The 18398-nt window shown below is 72.5% G+C and carries 18 protein-coding genes; 8 read left to right on the top strand and 10 right to left on the bottom strand.

The genetic code is table 11. The features are described 5' to 3' along the window. The first annotated feature begins 19 nt into the window (after positions 1-19). A complete protein-coding gene (locus NL142_RS07135; protein ID WP_194682772.1) occupies positions 20-532 on the top strand; it encodes a DUF3515 family protein in 513 nt (170 codons plus the stop codon). On the opposite strand, the gene NL142_RS07130 is transcribed toward NL142_RS07135, so the two are convergent. The 9 genes from NL142_RS07130 to NL142_RS07090 all read right to left on the bottom strand — a co-directional run bounded on the left by NL142_RS07130 (position 489) and on the right by NL142_RS07090 (position 9941). After that, a complete protein-coding gene (locus tag NL142_RS07130) occupies positions 489-1469 on the bottom strand; it encodes a glycosyltransferase family 2 protein (RefSeq protein ID WP_435081485.1) in 981 nt (326 codons plus the stop codon). The genes NL142_RS07135 and NL142_RS07130 overlap by 44 nt on opposite strands. 39 nt (positions 1470-1508) lie before the next feature. Continuing rightward, on the bottom strand, positions 1509-2618 hold the full coding sequence (locus NL142_RS07125) for a D-alanine--D-alanine ligase family protein (RefSeq protein ID WP_194682773.1): 1110 nt from the start codon (positions 2616-2618) through the stop codon (positions 1509-1511). A gap of 2 nt (positions 2619-2620) precedes the next feature. Continuing rightward, entirely contained in the window at positions 2621-3694 is a 1074-nt protein-coding gene (locus tag NL142_RS07120) for an NAD(P)H-dependent glycerol-3-phosphate dehydrogenase (protein ID WP_435081484.1), read from the bottom strand. After that, positions 3687-4424 (bottom strand): lysophospholipid acyltransferase family protein, encoded by a 738-nt coding sequence (locus NL142_RS07115; RefSeq protein ID WP_194682775.1) that lies wholly within the window; start codon positions 4422-4424, stop codon positions 3687-3689. Before NL142_RS07115 ends, NL142_RS07120 begins: the two co-directional genes overlap by 8 nt. 123 nt (positions 4425-4547) lie before the next feature. Then, positions 4548-5918 carry a UDP-N-acetylglucosamine 1-carboxyvinyltransferase gene (gene murA / locus NL142_RS07110; protein WP_015490031.1) on the bottom strand — a complete coding sequence of 457 codons (1371 nt, stop codon included), beginning with the start codon at positions 5916-5918 and terminating at the stop codon, positions 4548-4550. After that, positions 5919-6533, bottom strand: a complete 615-nt coding sequence (leuD, locus tag NL142_RS07105) for a 3-isopropylmalate dehydratase small subunit (protein WP_043587332.1) — start codon at positions 6531-6533, stop codon at positions 5919-5921. Positions 6534-6535: 2 nt separating this feature from the next. Next, the gene (leuC, locus tag NL142_RS07100; protein ID WP_194682777.1) at positions 6536-8017 is read right to left on the bottom strand and encodes a 3-isopropylmalate dehydratase large subunit; all 1482 of its coding nucleotides are present in this window, start codon (positions 8015-8017) and stop codon (positions 6536-6538) included. A gap of 65 nt (positions 8018-8082) precedes the next feature. Then, positions 8083-8904, bottom strand: coding sequence for a PP2C family protein-serine/threonine phosphatase (locus NL142_RS07095; protein ID WP_435081483.1), 822 nt, complete (start codon positions 8902-8904; stop codon positions 8083-8085). Beyond that, positions 8901-9941 carry a TerC family protein gene (locus NL142_RS07090; RefSeq protein ID WP_435081482.1) on the bottom strand — a complete coding sequence of 347 codons (1041 nt, stop codon included), beginning with the start codon at positions 9939-9941 and terminating at the stop codon, positions 8901-8903. The genes NL142_RS07095 and NL142_RS07090 overlap by 4 nt, the downstream gene beginning before the upstream one ends. A 149-nt stretch (positions 9942-10090) precedes the next feature. Here NL142_RS07090 and NL142_RS07085 point away from each other — a divergent pair, with 149 nt between their 5' ends. After that, positions 10091-10765, top strand: a complete 675-nt coding sequence (locus NL142_RS07085) for a TetR/AcrR family transcriptional regulator (RefSeq protein ID WP_435081481.1) — start codon at positions 10091-10093, stop codon at positions 10763-10765. 35 nt (positions 10766-10800) lie between these two features. On the opposite strand, the gene NL142_RS07080 is transcribed toward NL142_RS07085, so the two are convergent. Further along, positions 10801-11598 carry an SDR family NAD(P)-dependent oxidoreductase gene (locus NL142_RS07080; RefSeq protein WP_435081480.1) on the bottom strand — a complete coding sequence of 266 codons (798 nt, stop codon included), beginning with the start codon at positions 11596-11598 and terminating at the stop codon, positions 10801-10803. 135 nt (positions 11599-11733) lie between these two features. On the opposite strand from NL142_RS07080, the gene NL142_RS07075 reads away from it, so the two are divergent. From NL142_RS07075 to NL142_RS07050, 6 genes are all read left to right on the top strand, one after another. Further along, positions 11734-13104, top strand: coding sequence for a bifunctional o-acetylhomoserine/o-acetylserine sulfhydrylase (locus tag NL142_RS07075; RefSeq protein WP_194682782.1), 1371 nt, complete (start codon positions 11734-11736; stop codon positions 13102-13104). Positions 13105-13145: 41 nt separating this feature from the next. Continuing rightward, entirely contained in the window at positions 13146-14357 is a 1212-nt protein-coding gene (metX, locus tag NL142_RS07070; RefSeq protein ID WP_435081479.1) for a homoserine O-acetyltransferase MetX, read from the top strand. 119 nt (positions 14358-14476) lie between these two features. Further along, positions 14477-15157, top strand: coding sequence for a response regulator transcription factor (locus tag NL142_RS07065; protein ID WP_194682784.1), 681 nt, complete (start codon positions 14477-14479; stop codon positions 15155-15157). 171 nt (positions 15158-15328) lie between these two features. After that, positions 15329-16483, top strand: a complete 1155-nt coding sequence (locus NL142_RS07060; protein ID WP_435081478.1) for a sensor histidine kinase — start codon at positions 15329-15331, stop codon at positions 16481-16483. Continuing rightward, positions 16480-17709 (top strand): hypothetical protein, encoded by a 1230-nt coding sequence (locus tag NL142_RS07055; RefSeq protein ID WP_435081477.1) that lies wholly within the window; start codon positions 16480-16482, stop codon positions 17707-17709. Before NL142_RS07060 ends, NL142_RS07055 begins: the two co-directional genes overlap by 4 nt. 27 nt (positions 17710-17736) lie before the next feature. Then, positions 17737-18393, top strand: a complete 657-nt coding sequence (locus NL142_RS07050) for a response regulator transcription factor (RefSeq protein ID WP_012038017.1) — start codon at positions 17737-17739, stop codon at positions 18391-18393. The last annotated feature ends 5 nt before the right edge of the window (positions 18394-18398 follow it).

Below are 18398 nucleotides of genomic sequence, written 5' to 3'. Positions count from 1 at the left end.
CCACGGTAGCCTGATCGCGATGACTCCCCGCCGCCCCGCCCGCGCCCTGCTGCGCCCCGTCGCCGCCGCGGCCGCCGCGTGCGGCATCGCCCTCGCCGTCGCCGGCTGCGCCCCAACGGTCTCGCTCGAGGCGGCCCCCGCAGCGACCGATCCGCTGTGCGCCGACGTGGTCGTCCACCTCCCCGCGACGCTCGGCACCGCGCCCCTCCGCGAGACCGACGCGCAGGGCACGGGCGCGTGGGGCGATCCTCAGAGCACCGTGATCCTCCGCTGCGGCGTCGCGACGCCCGGCCCCACCACGGACGCGTGCATCAGCTACGACGACGTCGACTGGGTCGAGGACGACTCGCGCGCGCCCGACATCCGCTACACGACCTACGGCCGCACGCCAGCCGTCGAGGTCGTCATCGACTCGACGCAGGCCAGCTACACCGCGCTCACCGACCTCAGCGGCGTGGTCTCGGTCATCCCGCAGACCGCCAAGTGCGTCAGCGCGCAGGACCTCGGGGACGCGCCGCCTCCGGGGAGCTGACCGGGAGCGATCCCGAGGGCACGGATCCCGCGCCCGTGGACCGCGCCCGCCCTGGCGCCACCGCACGACGCGCGCCGCGCTCGCGGATCACCCGCCGGCCCGTCCGCCACCAGCGCAGCCACGGCAGCTCGTGCGGCCAGTGCACCGTCAGGGACTCCATGCCGCGGCTCATCCGCAGCGGCAGGGTCGACGGCCGGGTGAGCGGCCGCATGCTGATCCCCATCCCGAGGTGCGGGTCGAACACGATGCGGTGCTCGGGGCCGAGGTGCACGGACAGGTCGATGTCGTCGTGCAGGTGCGTCCCCTCGCGGTGCACGTCGTCGCGCACCGCGAGCCAGGCGTCCCGGCGGAGCGCGAAGTTGGATCCGAACAGCGGCGGGTGCCCGAGTGCGAGCGTGACGGACACGAAGTAGGCGCCGAGGTAGGCGACCGCCGCGACTCCGCGGAGCGCGCGGGGTCCGTCGAGGAAGCGCGCCGCGCCGGTGACGGCCGCGACGTCCGGACGTGCGGCGAGCACGTCGCCGAGCCGCTCGATCCAGTCGGCGGGCGGCACGCAGTCCGCGTCGAGCCGGGCGATGACCTCGTGCCGCGCGGCGTCGTAGCCGGCGGACGCGGCCGCGGGGATCCCCACCACGGGCTCGTGGACGACGCGAGCGCCCGCCTCGCGCGCCACGTCTGCGCTGTCGTCGCGCGACGCGTTGTCGACCACCACGATCTCGTCGGGCGCGACCGTCTGCCCCGCGAGGGCCTGCAGGCACGCCCGCAGGTGTCCCGCGTCGTCGCGCACCGGGATGACGACGGAGACGGTGGGCCGAGCTGACGCCGCCGGGCGGATCGCCGTCAGGCCGCCCCGGGCGCGGTCCCCGATCCGCGTGGGCCCGCCGGGTCGGGCGTCGGGATGGACACGGGGCCGGGCGACGGATCGTCCTACGAGCATGCGCACGAGCCTAGGCTCATCGCCTCGGCGCGACAGGCGTCAGGCGCGGGCGCCATCCGCCTCCCATGCCAGCGCCACGTCGAGCAGGCGCGAGATGAGGTCCGGGTACGCGAGGCCCGAGGCCTCCCAGCACGCGGGGAACATCGAGATGGGCGTGAAGCCCGGCATGGTGTTGATCTCGTTGAGCACGAAGCCCTCCGCCGTGAGGAAGAAGTCCACGCGCGCCAGCCCGCGCGCGTCGACGGCCCGGAAGGCGCGGACCGACAGCTCGCGCAGCTCGGCGAGCTCGTCGTCGGTGACGTCGGCGGGGCACACGAGGTCGATGCCGTCGGCGCCGAGGTACTTCGCGTCGAAGTCGTAGAAGTCGCGGCCGGACACCACGATCTCGCCCGCGACCGATGCGCTGGGCTCGCGGCCCGGACCCTCGTCGAGGATCGCGCACTCGACCTCGCGGCCGACGAGGCCCGACTCGACGAGCACGCGGTCGTCCTCGCGGAAGGCGACCTCGAGCGCGGCGTCGAGCCCGGCGTCCGCGGCCACGCGGCTCACGCCGACGCTGGACCCGGCGCGGGCCGGCTTCACGAAAGCCGGCAGCCCGAGCGCGGCGGCCCGCTCGCGGACGCCCTCGGGATCCGCGGCCCACTCGTGGCGCGACACCGTGATCCACGGCGCGACCTCGATGCCCGCCGCCTGCAGCACGGTCTTCGCGTAGTGCTTGTCCATGCCGAGCGCGGAGGCGAGCACGCCGGATCCGACGTACGGCAGGCCGGCGAGCTCGAGCATGCCCTGCACGGTCCCGTCCTCGCCCTGCGTGCCGTGCAGGATCGGGAAGACGACGTCGACCCGGCCGAGCGAGCGCTCGGCGCCGTCCGCGTCGCGCACCGTGAGCTCGCGGCCGGCCGTGCCGTCGGGCCAGCGCACGCGCGTGCCGTTGTCGGCCACGCGCGGCAGGGCGTCGGCGTCGAGCGCGAGCGCCGAGGCGTCGTCCTCCTGGAGGGTGAAGGCCCCGCCAGGCGTGATGCCCACGGGGATCACCTCGAACCTCTCCCGGTCGATGGCGCCCAGCACGCCGCTCGCGGTCGCGCAGCTGATGGAGTGCTCGCTGGAGGTGCCGCCGAAGAGGAGCACCACCCGGATCCGTGCGGTCATGCTCACTCCCCCTGGGGCGTGTCGTCGTCGGTGGTCAGGTGCGGTGCGATGTCGCGCGGCGACAGCGTGCCCGCCAGCACCTGCGACACCTGCTCGACGATCGGCATCAGCACGCCGCGCTGGCGGGCGAGCTCGAGGACGGGCGCGACCGAGGACAGCCCCTCGGCCGTCTGCTGCATGCTCTTCACGACGTCGGTGAAGCTGTAGCCCTGGCCGAGCAGGCGGCCGGCGGTGTTGTTGCGGGACAGCGACGACTCGCACGTGGCGATGAGGTCCCCGAGGCCCGCGAGCCCCGCGAGCGTCTCGGCGCGGGCGCCGTAGGCGACGGAGAAGGCCGTCATCTCGGCGAGGCCGCGCGTGATGATCGAGGCCTTCGTGTTCTCGCCGTAGCCGACGCCGTCGACGATGCCCACGGCGACAGCGATGAGGTTCTTGAGCACCCCGCCGAACTCGGTGCCGATCACGTCGGTGTTCACGAACGAGCGGAAGTAGGAGCTGCGGGCGATCTTCGCGACCCGCTCGGCGGTGGCCTGCTCGGCCGACGACACCACGACGGCGGTCGGCTGCTCCCGGGCGATCTCGAGCGCGAGGTTCGGCCCCGACGCCACGGCGATCCGCCCCGGCCCGATCCCCAGCACCTCGGCGATCACCTCGCTCATCCGGAGGCCCGTGCCCTTCTCGACCCCCTTCATGAGGCTGACGACCACGGCATCCGAGGGGATGAGGTCGCGCGCCGCCTCGAGGTTCGCGCGGAGGGTCTGGCTGGGCACCGAGACGAAGACGTCGGTCGCGCCGGCGAGCACGCGCTCGAGCGACGGATCGGCCGTGAGCCGCCGCGGCAGGTTGATCCCGGGCAGGTAGTCGCTGTTGCGCTTGGCCTCGGTGATCTCCCGGGCGAGCTCGGGCCGGCGGGCCCACATGACGACGTCGCTGCCGCCGTCGGCCATGACCTTGGCGAACGTGGTGCCCCAGCTGCCGGCGCCGAGGACGACGATGCGGCGCCGCTCCCCGCCGTCCTCCGGGTCGGGCGTCGATGCGGCGGATGCGGGGGTCGGGCTCGCGGTCGCGTCACTCAAATCGGCCGGTCTCCTTCTGGTTCTTCGAGCGGGGATCCCACCGCTCGGTCGGGGCGGTCTCGCCGCGCAGCTCCTCCACGAGCTCCGTGATGGCGGCCATGACGACGGCGGTCGCCTCGGTGAGGGTCGCGGAGTCGAGGCTCCGGTCGCGGAAGCGGTCGAGGTCGACGGGCTCGCCGACGGCCACGTGGATCGTCGTCCGCGGGAAGAGCCGCACGCGCTTCGAGTAGCGGCCCATGAGCTGCTGCGTGCCCCAGTGCGCGGCGGGGATCACGGGGATCCCGGCCTGCAGGGCGAGGCGCACGGCGCCGGTCTTGCCGCGCATGGGCCAGAGGTCGGGGTCGCGCGTGAGCGTCCCCTCGGGGTAGACGACGACGATGCGGCCGTCGCGCGCGAGGTCAGACGCGGCCTCGATCGCCTTCCCGCCGCGGACGCCCCCGTCGCGCTGCACGGGGATCTGCCCGGAGCGGCGGAGGAACCAGCCGACCACCGGCACGTCGAAGAGCGACGCCTTCGCGAGGAAGCGGGGCAGGCGCCCGAGCTTCCACGCCACGGCCCCCATCACGACGGGGTCGATCTCGCTGTGGTGGTTCGGCGCGAGCACGTAGGAGCCGGTCCTCGGCAGCCGCTCGGGGTGCCGGATCTCGAACCGCACGGCCGCGTTCAGCACCGGCAGCACGAGGGCGGCCAGCACCCAGAAGATCGACGGTCGGGCCTTCTCGTTCGCCATGCATCCTCCGGTCGGGTCGCGGTCGTCGTCGGTCGCCCGCCGGGAGCCGCCCGACGGAGGGCCGGGCGCGTCCGTCGTGGACGCGCCCGGTCGGCGTGGGCGGCGCGGGCACCGCCGGTGAGGCTATCCCTCGTAGGAGAAGTCCGCGCCGAGCTGGCGCAGCTTCCCGATGAAGTCCTCGTAGCCGCGCGAGATGATCCCCACGTTGCTGACCGTGGACCGGCCCTCGGCCGTGAGCGCGGCGATGAGGTGGCTGAACCCGCCGCGCAGGTCGGGCACGGTGATGTCCGCGCCGTGCAGGTGCGTCGGCCCGGTGATGACCGCGGCCTGCTCGAAGTCGCGTCGCGCCACGCGGCGCTCGTGGCCCTCGAGGCCCTCCTTGTGGACGACGATGTCGGCGCCCATCTCGTTGAGCGCGTCCGTGAAGCCGAAGCGGTTCTCGTACACGGTCTCGTGGATGATCGAGACACCGGGCGCCTGCGTGAGCGCCACGACGAGCGGCTGCTGCCAGTCCGTCATGAAGCCGGGGTGCACGTCGGTCTCGATGACCACGGGCTTGAGGTCGCCGCCCGGGTGGTAGAACCGGATGCCGTCCTCCTCGATGTCGAACGCGCCGCCGACCTTCCGGAACACGTTGAGGAAGGTCATCATCTCGGCCTGGCGCACGCCGCCGACGAAGATGTCGCCGCCGGTCGCGAGCGCGGCGGATGCCCAGCTCGCCGCCTCGTTGCGGTCGAAGAGCGCGCGGTGCGTGTAGCCCTCGAGGCGGTCGACGCCCTCGATGAGGATCACGCGGTTCGGCTCGACGGAGATGATCGCGCCCATCTTCTGCAGGATCGCGATGAGGTCCATGATCTCGGGCTCGATGGCCGCGTTCTTGAGCTCGGTGATGCCCTTCGCGCGGACGCCGGTGAGCAGCACCTGCTCGGTGGCGCCGACGCTCGGGTAGGGCAGCTCGACGTTGGCGCCCTTCAGGCCGTTCGGCGCCGTGAGGCGGATCCCGCTCGGGAGCTTCTCGACCACGGCGCCGAAGGCGCGGAGGGCGTCGAGGTGGAAGTCGATGGGGCGGTCGCCGATGCGGCAGCCGCCGAGGTCGGGGATGAACGCCTCGCCGAGGCGGTGCAGCAGCGGCCCGCAGAAGAGGATCGGGATCCGCGAGCTGCCGGCGTGAGCGTCGATGTCCGCCATGTGGGCGCTCTCGACGTCCTTCGGGTCGAGGATGAGGTCGCCCTCCTGCTCGCCCTTGCGGAGCGTCACGCCGTGCACCTCGAGGAGGCCCGAGACGACGCGGACGTCGCTGATGTCGGGCACCGAGCGCAGGAGGCTGGGGCTCTCGCCGAGGAGCGAGGCGACCATGGCCTTGGTGGCCAGGTTCTTGGCCCCGCGGACCTCGATGCGGCCGCGCAGCGGGATGCCGCCGTTGATGACGATGGAGTCGGACAGGAGACCCACTCGCTCTCCCGCCTTCTTGGCGTCGCTGACTAGTGAGTTCATTCAGTTCTCCAGAGCTGCCGGCCGGGCCGGCAAGGTGCGCGGGCGCCATGAGGCCCGTCGGTGTTCGAAGGTGGTGATGGCGTCCTCGTCCCGGAGGGTGAGGGCGATGTCGTCGAGCCCCTCGAGGAGCCGCCACCGAGTGTATTCGTCGATCTCGAACGGGACCGTCAGGCCGGGTGCCGTGGCGATCCGCTCGACGAGGTCGACGGTGAGGTCGAGTCCGGGCTCCGCGTCCATCGCGGCCCACAGCCTCTCGACGTCGTCCTCCGTCACGATCCCCGTGAGGAGGCCCTGCTTCCCCGAGTTGCCCCGGAAGATGTCGCCGAACCTCGGGCTGAGCACGGCCCGGAAGCCGTAGTCGCGCAGCGCCCACACGGCGTGCTCGCGGGACGAGCCCGTGCCGAAGTCCGGACCGGCGACGAGGACGGTGGCGCCCTCGTAGACCGGCTGGTTGACGAAGAACGCGGGGTCCTTGCGCCACTGGAAGAAGAGGGCGTCCTCGAAGCCGGTCTTGGTGACGCGCTTGAGGAACTGCGAGGGGACGATCTGGTCGGTGTCGACGTTCGACCGCTTGAGCGGCACGCCGGTGCCGGTGACGCGGGTGATGGGCTCCATGCTCAGGCCCCCTGTCCGACGGACGCGGCCTGGCGGATGGACTCCGCGTCGACGACGCCGTCCTCCTGCAGGTCCCACGGGCTCGAGAGCGTGCCGCGGATCGCGGTCGCCGCGGCCACGAGGGGCGACACGAGGTGCGTGCGCCCGCCCTTGCCCTGGCGGCCCTCGAAGTTGCGGTTGCTGGTCGATGCGCAGCGCTCCCCCGGTGCGAGCTGGTCGGGGTTCATGCCGAGGCACATGGAGCAGCCGGCGAAGCGCCACTCGGCGCCGAAGTCGGTGAAGACCTTGTCGATCCCCTCGGCCTCCGCCTCGAGCCGCACGCGCGCGCTGCCGGGGACGACCATCACGCGGACGCCCTCGGCCTTGGTGCGGCCGCGCACGATCTCGGCGGCGGCGCGCAGGTCCTCGACGCGGCTGTTGGTGCAGGACCCGATGAACACGGTGTCGACCGCGATCTCCTTCATGGGCGTGCCGGGGGCGAGGTCCATGTAGGCGAGCGCGCGCTCGGCGGCGGCGCGCTCGTTCGGGTCGGCGACGGCGGCGGGATCCGGCACGGGCTCGCTGAGCGAGACGCCCTGGCCGGGGTTGGTGCCCCAGGTGACGAAGGGCTCCAGCGTGTCGGCGTCGAGGAAGACCTCGGCGTCGAACACGGCGGCGTCGTCGCTGGCGAGCGTCTCCCAGTAGGCGACGGCCTCGTCCCAGTCGGCGCCGGTCGGCGCGTGCGGGCGGCCCCGCAGGTAGTCGTAGGTGGTCTGGTCGGGGGCGACCATGCCCGCGCGCGCGCCCGCCTCGATCGACATGTTGCAGATCGTCATCCGGCCCTCCATGGAGAGCGAGCGGATCGCGCTGCCGCGGTACTCGAGCACGTAGCCCTGCCCGCCGCCCGTCCCGATCTGCGCGATGACCGCGAGGATGATGTCCTTGGCCGTGACGCCCGGACGCAGCGTCCCCTCGACCGTGACCGCCATGGTCTTGAACGGCTGGAGCGGCAGGGTCTGCGTGGCCATGACGTGCTCGACCTCGCTCGTTCCGATGCCGAAGGCCATGGCGCCGAACGCCCCGTGCGTGGAGGTGTGGGAGTCGCCGCAGACGACGGTGATGCCCGGCATGGTGAGGCCGAGCTGCGGGCCGACGACGTGCACGATGCCCTGCTCGATGTCGCCGAGGGAGTGCAGCCGGATCCCGAACTCCTCGGCGTTCTTGCGGAGGGTGTGGATCTGCGTGCGGCTCGTGAGGTCGGCGATGGGCTGGTCGATGCCGACGGTCGGCGTGTTGTGGTCCTCGGTCGCGATCGTGAGGTCCGGGCGGCGCACGGGGCGGCCGGCGAGCCGGAGTCCGTCGAACGCCTGCGGGCTGGTGACCTCGTGGACGAGGTGGAGGTCGATGTAGAGGAGGTCGGGCGTACCGTCCGCCCCCTCGGCGACCAGATGGTCGGCCCACACCTTCTCGGCCAGTGTCTTCGCAGGCTGCACGGCTCTCCTCATGGCAGTGGCGCGAGGGACCCCACGCGCATCATGGGAGTCTAACGCCGGGTGCCCGCGGCTATTCCTCAGGCGGTGGGCGCGCCCGCGGACCCGTCGCCCCGCGGCTCGTCCTCGGCGTGGGCCTCGATCACCACCACGGTCACGTTGTCGCGGCCGCCGGACGCGAGCGCCTGCGCGACGAGCGCGTCCGCCGCCCGGTCGACGCCCCCGCCGTCCGCGTGCGCGAGCTGCAGCACGCCGGAGATGGCCTGGTCGTCGAGTTCCTTGGTCAGCCCGTCGGAGCAGATGAGGAACACCTGGTGGTCCACGACCGGCAGCAGCCACTCGTCGGCCGCGACCTCGTCGTGGGATCCGACGGCGCGCGTGATGAGGTTCCGCACCGGGCTGCGCTCCGCCTCAGCGCGCGTCATGCGGCCCTGGTCGACGAGCTCCTGCACTGCCGAGTGGTCGATGGTCACCTGCTCGAGGCGGCCGTCCGTCCAGGCGTAGACGCGCGAGTCGCCGACGTTGAAGACCATCCAGAGCGGGTCGCCGACGTCCGAGCGCACGAGCGCGACGCCCGCGAGCGTGGTGCCGGCCACCGTGCCGGGCGGGTCGTCGCCCGTGATGAGGTCGCCGATCGCGTCGTTGGACGCGTCGACCGCCTCGACGATGAGGTCGCGCGTGACCGGGGCGTCGCCGGACAGGCCGCCGAAGGTCTCCACGAGGGTGGCGCTCGCGCGGTCGCCGAACGCGTGCCCGCCCATCCCGTCGGCCACCAGCCAGACGGGCGGGTCGGCGAGGAGCCCGTCCTCGTTCACGGCGCGCACGCTGCCGACGTCGGTGCGGGCGGACCACGTGACGTGGATCCTGCGCCCGCCGAGCGCGATGGTGCGCGCCTCGGTCACCGGGCGTCCCGGTCGTCGGCGCCGCGCTCGACCGGAGCGGACCCGTCGGCCGACCCGGTGACGGGGACGCCGTCGGCCCGCATCTTGATGAGGCTGGCCACGGTCGCGACCACCATCGACGCGAGGATCACGACGAGGCTCACGATGGTCGGGATCTCGGGCGCCCACTCGATGCCCTCGCCGCCGTTGACGAACGGCAGCGTGTTCTCGTGCATCGCGTGCAGCACGAGCTTCACGCCGATGAAGAAGAGGATGAACGCGATCCCGTACTTGAGGTAGACGAGCCGGTCGAGCAGGCCGCCGAGCAGGAAGTAGAGCTGGCGGAGGCCCATCAGGGCGAAGATGTTGGCGGTGAAGACGATGAACGGCGACTCGGTGATGCCGAAGATGGCCGGGATCGAGTCGAGGGCGAAGATCAGGTCGGTGGTGCCGATCGACACGAAGACGATCACCATGGGCGTCAGCACCTTGCGGCCGTCGATCACGGTGCGCACCTTCGCGCCGTCGAAGTCCGGGGCGATCTTGAGGCGCCGGCGGAGGAACCTGATGAAGAGCGAGTCCTCGCTCTCCTCGTCCTCGTCGCCCACCGCCTGCTTCACGGCCGTGTAGAGCAGGAACGCGCCGAAGATGTAGAAGATCCAGCTGTAGCTCTCGATGAGCTCGGCGCCCAGGAGGATGAAGATCCCGCGCAGCACCAGCGCGATGATGATGCCCACCATGAGCACCTCCTGCTGGTACTTCCTGGGCACGCTGAACCGGCTCATGATGATCACGAACACGAACAGGTTGTCGATGCTGAGGCTGTACTCCGTCAGCCAGCCCGCGAGGAACTGGCCGGCGTGCTCGCCGCCCGCCACGAACAGCATGATGACCGCGAACACCAGCGCGAGCCCCACGTAGAACGCGACCCAGAGGGCCGACTCCTTGGTCGACGGGACGTGCGGGCGCCGGTAGACGATCAGCAGGTCGGCGACGAGGACGAGGACGAGGACCGTCAGCGAGACGATCTCGAACGGGAGGGGGAGGACCAGGGGCACGCGGAGGCTTTCTGCAGCACGGGACGGCACGGACATGCCTCGACGAAACTACATGGCGGCCGACGGGTTGTTCACAATTCCCCCATCCGGGGCATCCGGCCGACGGCCCGCGGTTACGGTGGTCGCTCATGACACGAGAGGGACGCCCCATGTCCGTACTGGCGAACGAGCTCGATGCACCCGACCACGGCGGGGAGGACACCGGCCCCCGTCGCCGCGGCCCCCGCACCTCCGGCGACGCCCGGGCCAGCATCATCGACGCGGCCCGCATGCTCTTCATCGAATCCGGCGCCGACCGCGTCAGCGCCCGCCGCATCGCCGCGGCGGCCGGCGTCGACCCGAGCCTCGTCCGCTACTACTTCGGCTCGCTCGAGGCCCTGCTCGAGGAGGCGCTGCGCCCCTCGGAGGACCTCATCGCCCCGTACCTCCGGCTGCGGGAGCTGCCCATCGAGGAGCGCGGCGCGGCCCTCGTCTCCGCGGCGCTGCACACGTGGGAGCACCCGGTCGGATCCACCATCATGCGCTGGGTCACCGTCTCGTCCGACCACGACAGCGCCGCCTTCAGGCGGTTCGCCGAGGCGGCACCGCAGCACTGGATGGGCGCGCTGCCGGAGGACACCCCCGCCGAGGAGGCCGGCATCCGCAACTCGCTCGTCGGCGCCGCCCTCGGCGGCATCGCCATCACCCGATACATCTGGCGGATGGAGCCCATCGCCACCATGTCGCGCGAGACCGTCGTCGCGCTGCACGGGCCCGTGGTGCAGGGGTTCCTCACCGGTCCCCTCCCTGCCGTGACGGCCGTGGCGTCGGTGCCCGTCGCCTGAGAGCCTCCCGCCGGACCCGAGCGGGGCCGCGCGGCTCAGCTCCGGTCGGTGAGCTCCTCGCGGACCGCGAGCGGCGTGCGCACCAGCTTGTGCGGCGCGGCCTGCGCGACGGGCTTGAGGGTGAGCAGGTCCACGTTCACGTGCGGCGGCAGCTCCACCGCGTGCACGATCGCCTCGGCCACGTCCTCGGCGGTCAGCGGTCCGGGGACGCCGTCGTAGACCGCGTCCGCCTTCGCCCGGTCGCCGCCGAAGCGCACGAGCGAGAACTCCTCCGTGCGCACCTGGCCGGGCGCGATCTCGATCACGCGGATCGGCTCCCCCGCGAGCTCCAGGCGGAGCACGCCGAGCATCGCGTGCGCGGCGGCCTTCGCGGCGTTGTAGCCGCCGCCGCCCTCGTAGGGCACGTGCGCGGCGATGGAGCTCACGGTCACGATGTCGGCGCTGCCTCCCTCGGGGACGCCGGCGCGGAGCAGCGGGAGGAGCGCGCTCGTCACGCGCCGCACGGCGAGCACGTTGATCTCGTACATCCAGGCCCAGTCCTCGGACGAACCGCCCTCGACGGAGTCGGTGCCCACGGCTCCCCCGGCGTTGTTCACGAGGGCGTGCACGTGGCCGGTCTCGCGCAGGTGGTCGCGGAGCGCGTCGACGTCGGCCTGCACCGTGAGGTCGGCGACGGCGTAGGTCGCGCCGGTCTCCTCGGCGAGCGCCCGCAGGCGGTCCTCGCGGCGGGCGACGCCGACGACGTCCCACCCCCGGCTCCGGAACAGGCGGACGGTGGCGGCGCCGATCCCCGAGCTCGCACCCGTGACGACGACCCTCTTGGCTGTGGACATGACCCCAGCGTAGGGAACGCGGGCGGCCGCGGGTTACGCCGCGAGACGGGGCGGCGTTGACCGGTCACCCCGGCGATTCCTACAGTCGGGGAGCGCCCGCACGGGCGGCACCGACGCACGAGGGAAGGCACGACGATGAGCGACCACGACGAGGACCGGGCAGCGGGCTGGCGCTTCGAGACGCAGCAGATCCACGCGGGGGCGGCACCGGATCCGGTCACGCACGCACGCGCGACGCCCATCTACCAGACCACGTCCTACGTGTTCGACGACGCCCAGCACGCGCAGGACCTCTTCGCGCTGGCGCAGCCCGGCAACATCTACACGCGCATCATGAACCCGACGCAGGCCGTCGTCGAGGAGCGCATCGCGGCCCTCGAGGGCGGGACCGGGGCGCTGCTGGTCGCCTCCGGGCAGTCGGCCTCCACCTTCGCGGTGCTCAACATCGCGCAGGCGGGCGACCACATCGTCTCGAGCTCGTCGATCTACGGCGGCACGTACAACCTCTTCAAGTACACGCTCGCGAAGCTCGGGATCCAGACGACGTTCGTCGAGGACCAGGACGACCCCGAGGCGTGGGCCCGCGCCGTGCAGCCGAACACCAAGCTTCTCTTCGCGGAGACCATCGGCAACCCGCGCATCAACATCCTCGACATCCGCGCCGTCGCCGACGTGGCGCATGAGGCGGGCGTGCCGCTGATCGTGGACAGCACCATCGCCACGCCGTACCTCATCCGGCCGTTCGAGCACGGCGCGGACATCGTCGTCCACTCGGCCACCAAGTTCCTCGGCGGGCACGGCACGGTCATCGGCGGCCTGGTGGTGGACGGCGGCCGGTTCCCGTGGTCCGAGCACGCGGAGCGCTTCCCGGGGCTCACGACCCCCGACCCGTCGTACCACGGCGTCACCTACGCCGAGGCCGCGGGTGACGGCCTCGCCTACATCACCAAGGCGCGCGTGCAGCTGCTCCGCGACCTCGGGGCGTCCATCGCCCCTGCGAGCGCCTGGCAGCTCATCCAGGGCATCGAGACGCTGAGCCTCCGGATCGAGCGGCACGTGCAGAACGCCCAGGCGGTGGCCGAGTGGCTCGACGCGCACGAGGACATCGCGAACGTCTACTACGCGGGCCTCCCGTCGAGCCCCTGGTACGCGGCGGCGAACCGGTACGCGCCGCGCGGCGTCGGCGCCGTCCTCTCCTTCGAGCTGAAGGGCGGGGTGGACGCGGGGCGCGCGCTCGTCGAGTCGCTGACGCTGTTCAGCCACCTGGCGAACATCGGCGACGTGCGGAGCCTCGTGATCCACCCGGCGTCGACCACGCACGCGCAGCTCACGCCCGAGCAGCAGCTGACGGCGGGCGTCACCCCCGGGCTCGTGCGCCTGTCGGTCGGCCTCGAGAGCATCGACGACATCATCGAGGACCTCGCGGCCGGGCTCCGGGCCGCGAGGGCCGTCAAGGACGGCGCCGCCGCCCCTGCGCTCGCGGGCACCCGGCCGAGCGGGGCGTAACACTCGGGCGCGCGTCCGCCGCGGGTGCTTCACTGACCGGGATGGACTGGCAGACACCCGAGGACACCGTCCCGTCGAGCCTGGTGACGGACGCGCAGATCCGCTCCCTGATCGGACGACCGCCCGCGTCGGGCGCGTGGCGCGAGGGCGACCCCGTCGCCGACCGGCTGTTCGCGCAGGTGGGGGGCATCGACCTGGAGGCGGGCGGGCGGATCCCGTCGGTGCGCGTGGCCTACGAGACCTTCGGCGAGCGCGACCCCGACGGCGGCAACGCCGTGCTGGTGCTGCACGCCCTCACAGGTGACAGCCACCTCCGCGGACCCGCGGGTCCCGGGCAGCCGACGGGCGGGTGGTGGTCGGGCATCGTGGGTCCCGGCCTCGCGATCGACACCGACCGCTGGTTCGTCGTCGCCCCCAACATGCTGGGCGGCTGCCAGGGCACGACCGGCCCCGCCTCCCTGGCGCCCGACGCCGCCGAATGGGGAGCGAGGTTCCCCTTCATCACCATCCGCGACCAGGTCGCCGTGCAGGCCGCCCTCGCGGACGCGCTCGGGATCGACGTGTGGGCGGCGGTCGTCGGCGGGTCCATGGGCGGCATGCAGGCGCTCGAGTGGGGCGTGGGGCTCCCCGACCGGATGCGCCGGCTCGCGATCCTCGCCGCCCCGGCCATCGCCAGCGCCGACCAGATCGCGCTCAACTCCGTGCAGGCCGAGGCGATCCGCATGGATCCCGCCTACCGTGACGGCGACTACTTCGACGCGGCAGACGGCGACGGCCCGCACCGCGGCCTCGCGCTCGCGCGCCGCATGGCGCTCCTGAACTACCGCAGCCCGGACGAGCTCAACCAGAGGTTCGCCCGCTCGTGGCAGAGCGGCATCAGCCCCATGGGCGACGAGGGCAGGTACGCCGTGGAGTCGTACCTCGACTTCCACGGGAACAAGTTCACCCGGCGCTTCGACGCGACCAGCTACATCCGCCTGATCGACGCGATGAGCTCGCACGACGTGGGCCGTGACCGCGGCGGCGTCGAGGCCGCGCTCGGGAGGGTGCGGGCGGCGACGCTCGTGGTCGGCATCGACAGCGACCGGCTGTTCCCCGTCCCGGACCAGCGACTCGTCGCCCGGCATGTGCCCGGGTCCGTCGACGGCGGCGAGGTCGTGGTGATCTCCTCCGACTACGGCCACGACGGCTTCCTCATCGAGAACGAGGCCGTGGGCCGCGAGCTCGCGCGCCTGCTCGACACCCCCGCGTAGGAGCGCCCCAGTCCGGGGGTGAGTTCCGTGCGCGGCATCGCCCGCGACATCATGCGTTCCTATGCTTCCCCTGGGAGCACGCCGCCCCCTCCGGGCACCGGCGTACGAGGGGAGCACCGATGAGCCGACGTCCGCTGAACGCGACGGGCCACGGCCAACGGGTCCGCGTGGCGCTGGTCGACGACCACGTCCTCCTGCTCGACGGCCTGAGCGCCCGACTCTCCCGTCCCCGCACGGGCGTCGAGGTGGTCGCGACCTCCCCGACCTGGAACGGGCTCGTGCGCGACGACCGCTTCCCGGATGCCTTCGACGTCGTCGTCCTCGACCTCGCCCTCCGCGACGAGGTGCCGGTCGCGCAGAAGATCCGCACGCTCACGGGCGCCGGCCTCACGTCCGTGCTCCTGAGCACGCACGCCGACCCCTCGACCATCCACGGCGCCATGCGCGCGGGAGCGTCCGCCGTCGTGCCCAAGGCCGAGTCGTCGGAGGAGCTGATCGCCAGCATCCACGCCGCCGCCGACGGCACGCCCCGGCAGAGCGCGCTCGTCCAGCAGGCGATGCAGGACTTCCACGCCGAGGAGGACCCGCGGCTCGGCCAGCAGGAGCAGCGCGCGCTGGTGCTCTACGCGGGCGGGCGGTCGATCCGCGATGTCGCCGAGGCGATGAGCACGACGGAGGAGACCGTCAAGTCGTACATCAAGCGGGGGCGCCGCAAGTACCTGCACGCGGGGACGGACCTCGGGACCAAGCTGCTGCTCCGGCGCCACGCGATCCGCCACGGCTGGATCGCGCCGGAGTAGGGGACGGATCCATCCGCCGCCGACCCGCCCGGGCGGTGCGCGATGCTACGGCATGTGGACAATCGCCCCGCGCCGTCACGTCGGCGTGAGATGCGCGTGACGGACGCGCTTAGGATCGGAGGCACACCGAGCGCACGCCACCGGCGTCGGCGCACTCCGAGCGGGGACCCGATGGATCGCATGAAGCGCGAACGCGAGCGCCTGCTGCAGCGGACCGCACGCGTGTACGGCCTCATCTACACCGCGGTCGCCACCGTGTGCATCCTGCTGGCGGGAGAGATCCCCGCACCCGCCGCGGCCGGCAGCGTCGCGTTGCTCGCGCTCGTCGCGGTCGCCCAGTGGCGGGTCGGCACCGACGGCAGCGTGAGGTGGATGGTCGTCATCGTCGGCGCCGGCATCGCCGCCATGGTCGTCGCCCAGCTCGGCGGGCGCTCCGCGTCATCGCTCACTGCGCTCACCCACATCTCCGCGGGCTCCATCGGGTCGATCGCGCTCCTGGAGACGATCCGACCTCACCGGATGCGTGTCGCCGCAGCCGCATTCGTGCTGACCAGCGTGGTCGCCGTCGGCGCGTCCTGGGCCACCGCCGCGTTCCCCTACGTCGTGCTCGTCCACGTGTTCGGCTGGCTGCTCGCCATGATCCTCGGCTACTGGCTGAACGTGGCCGTGCGCCAGGTCGGCCGCCGGATCACCGACATCGGGCGCGCCCATCGCGCCGAGCGCATGGCGAGCGAGCTGGAGGCCCAACGGCGCCAGGGTGCGCGGCTCCTGCACGACACCGTGCTGGCGACGCTCACCCTCCTCGCGCACTCCGGGGTCGGCGTCACGCCGCAGGCCATGCGCCAGCAGGCGGCCGACGACGCGCGCCTCCTCCGCCAGCTCCGCCTCGGCGCGAACCCCACCCCGCAGGCGTCGGGCGGGTACACCCTCGAGCCGGTGGAGCAGTCCGTGCTCGGCAACACGCTGGAGTCGGTGAAGCAGCGCTTCGGCCGGATGGGGCTCGAGGTGAGCTGGCACGGCACCGGTCAGGTCCTGCTGCCGAGCGACATCCTCGACGCCTTCCTCCTCTCGCTCGCGGAGTGCCTGGAGAACGTGCGTCGGCACGCGGGCGTCACCGAGGCGCACGTCACCATCACCGACGACGACACCACCGTGCGCGCCATGGTCACCGACGCCGGCGTCGGCTTCGACCTCGCGCATGTCGACCCGGCGAAGCTCGGCTTCAAGGAATCGGTCGTCGCACGCCTCCTGGACGTGGGCGGGAACGCACGCTTGTTCTCGTCCCCCGGATCGGGCACGACCGTGGTCCTCGAGGTCCCGAAGTGAGCGCCCGTGCCGACGGCGGTCCGCGCACCGGCCGACGGAGGCGCCGCCCCGACAGGACGCCGGCGCAGCCGACGTCGATCGGCCTCGGCTACCTGGGAGCGGGATCCGCGGTGGTCTGCGCCCTCGCCATGGGCTACGGCCTCGTCCGCTTCGCACTCGAATACCGGAGCATCCCCGCACCGGGACTCACGGCGACCGCCTGGGTGCTCCTGGTCGCCCTGCTCGTCGTCGCGGTCGTGGTCATCCCCGCCCTCCGCGACCGGATGCCCGGCTGGCTCATGGCCGTCTTCGTCTGCGGCCTGGCCATCGTCGTGACGCTCGACCTCATGGCGGTCTGGCCCCTGGGCGACGTCATGCAGCACGCGACCGCCGCCATCGCCGCGGGCGCGGCGCTGCTCACCACGGTCACCTACCGGCCGGCGCGCGAGCTACTCGCCGTGGATGCGGCCCTGGGCGCCGTGCTGCTTCTCGTGTTCCTCTTCTCCGACCCGGTGCTGCCCGCCGACATAGCCCCCGAGATCTCCGCCATCGCCCGCGCCGTCGCGCCCGCGGCGTTCGGCGTGACGGTCGTGCGCGGCTTCCGCCGCCTGACCGAGATGGAGCTCGACCGCGTCCTCGTGCAGAGCACCGTCTCCGCGCCGCGCTACGCCGTCGGGATGATGGCGTCGGAGGAGCTGGCGCGCCTCGACCTCGCGGCGGAGCAGCTCCTCGACGACGTAGCGAACGCGCGGGAGCCGCTCCCGCTGTCGCCGCTGGCCGCCTCGACGGCCGCGTCGCTCGCGACGGAGCTGCGGCTGCACCTCATCGAGGGCCGACGCGAGACGTGGCTGCACCACGCCATCACGGAGTCGGAGTTCCTCGGACCGGACGTGACCCTCAGCGACCCGAGCGCCCTCGCCGGCCTCCTCGACCGTCGCCAGCGCGACGGCCTGCTGTCGGCGGTGTGGCTCCTCCTCACCTCGACCGAACGGCGCAACGGCGTGCCCGAGGTGTCGGTGCAGCTCGCGCTCGGACCGCTGCGCGGACGGCCGCCCGGCGCGCAGCCCGTGCCGCTCCGCCGCGCCGTCGTGCCCATCGTCGTGACGACGACCGGCCTCCCCCGGACCCGACTGGATCCCTCGACGTGGGATGCTATCGACAAGGTCGGCACGCACACCGAGAGCACCCGCGGGTCGAGCCTCCTCATCACCATCGACTGCGTAGTGGACAACCCCGCCGACCGGTGAGGGCCCCGCACAAGGACCGGAGAGCACGTGTCAGCTGAGAACCGACCGATCACCCTCGCCATCGTGGACGACCACAGGATGCTGCTCGGGGCCCTGACCGAGTGGATCCGCAACGCCGCGTCCGACATCGAGATGGTCGCCGCCGTGTCCACCTGGCCCGACCTCCTGACGCATCCGCGGTTCCCCGTCGATGTCGTCCTCCTCGACCTCGACCTCAAGGACAACCTGCCGATCTCGCTGAAGATCGCGACGCTCAAGACCACGGGCGTCAAGACCGTGCTCATGAGCACGTACTCGGAGCCCAACGTCGTGCGCGAGGCCCTGGCCTCCGGCGCCCTCGGCTACCTCGTGAAGAGCGAGGACGCCAGCATGATCGTCGACGCGATCCGCCTCGCGGCCGACGGGCAGTCGTACATCTCCGCGGAGCTCGACCTCGCGATCAACAGCACCGACGTCGGCGGCGTGCCGAAGCTCAGCGCGCAGGAGCGCCGGGTCATGGCGCTCTACGGCGGCGGCGAGCCCGTGAAGTCGGTCGCCTACAGCCTCGGCATCTCCGAGGAGACCGCGAAGTCGTACCTTAAGCGGATCCGCGAGAAGTACCGCGTCGCGGGATTCGACGTGGGCACCAAGGTGGCGCTGCGGAAGCGCGCCATCCAGGACGGGATCCTGCTCCAGGGCGAGTGACCCGG

The organism is Clavibacter quasicaliforniensis (assembly GCF_051201715.1).
GTDB classification, from domain to species: Bacteria; Actinomycetota; Actinomycetes; order Actinomycetales; family Microbacteriaceae; genus Clavibacter; species Clavibacter seminis.
The sequence above is the reverse complement of the archived record's forward strand: the minus strand, read 5'-3'. Positions and strand labels throughout refer to the sequence as shown.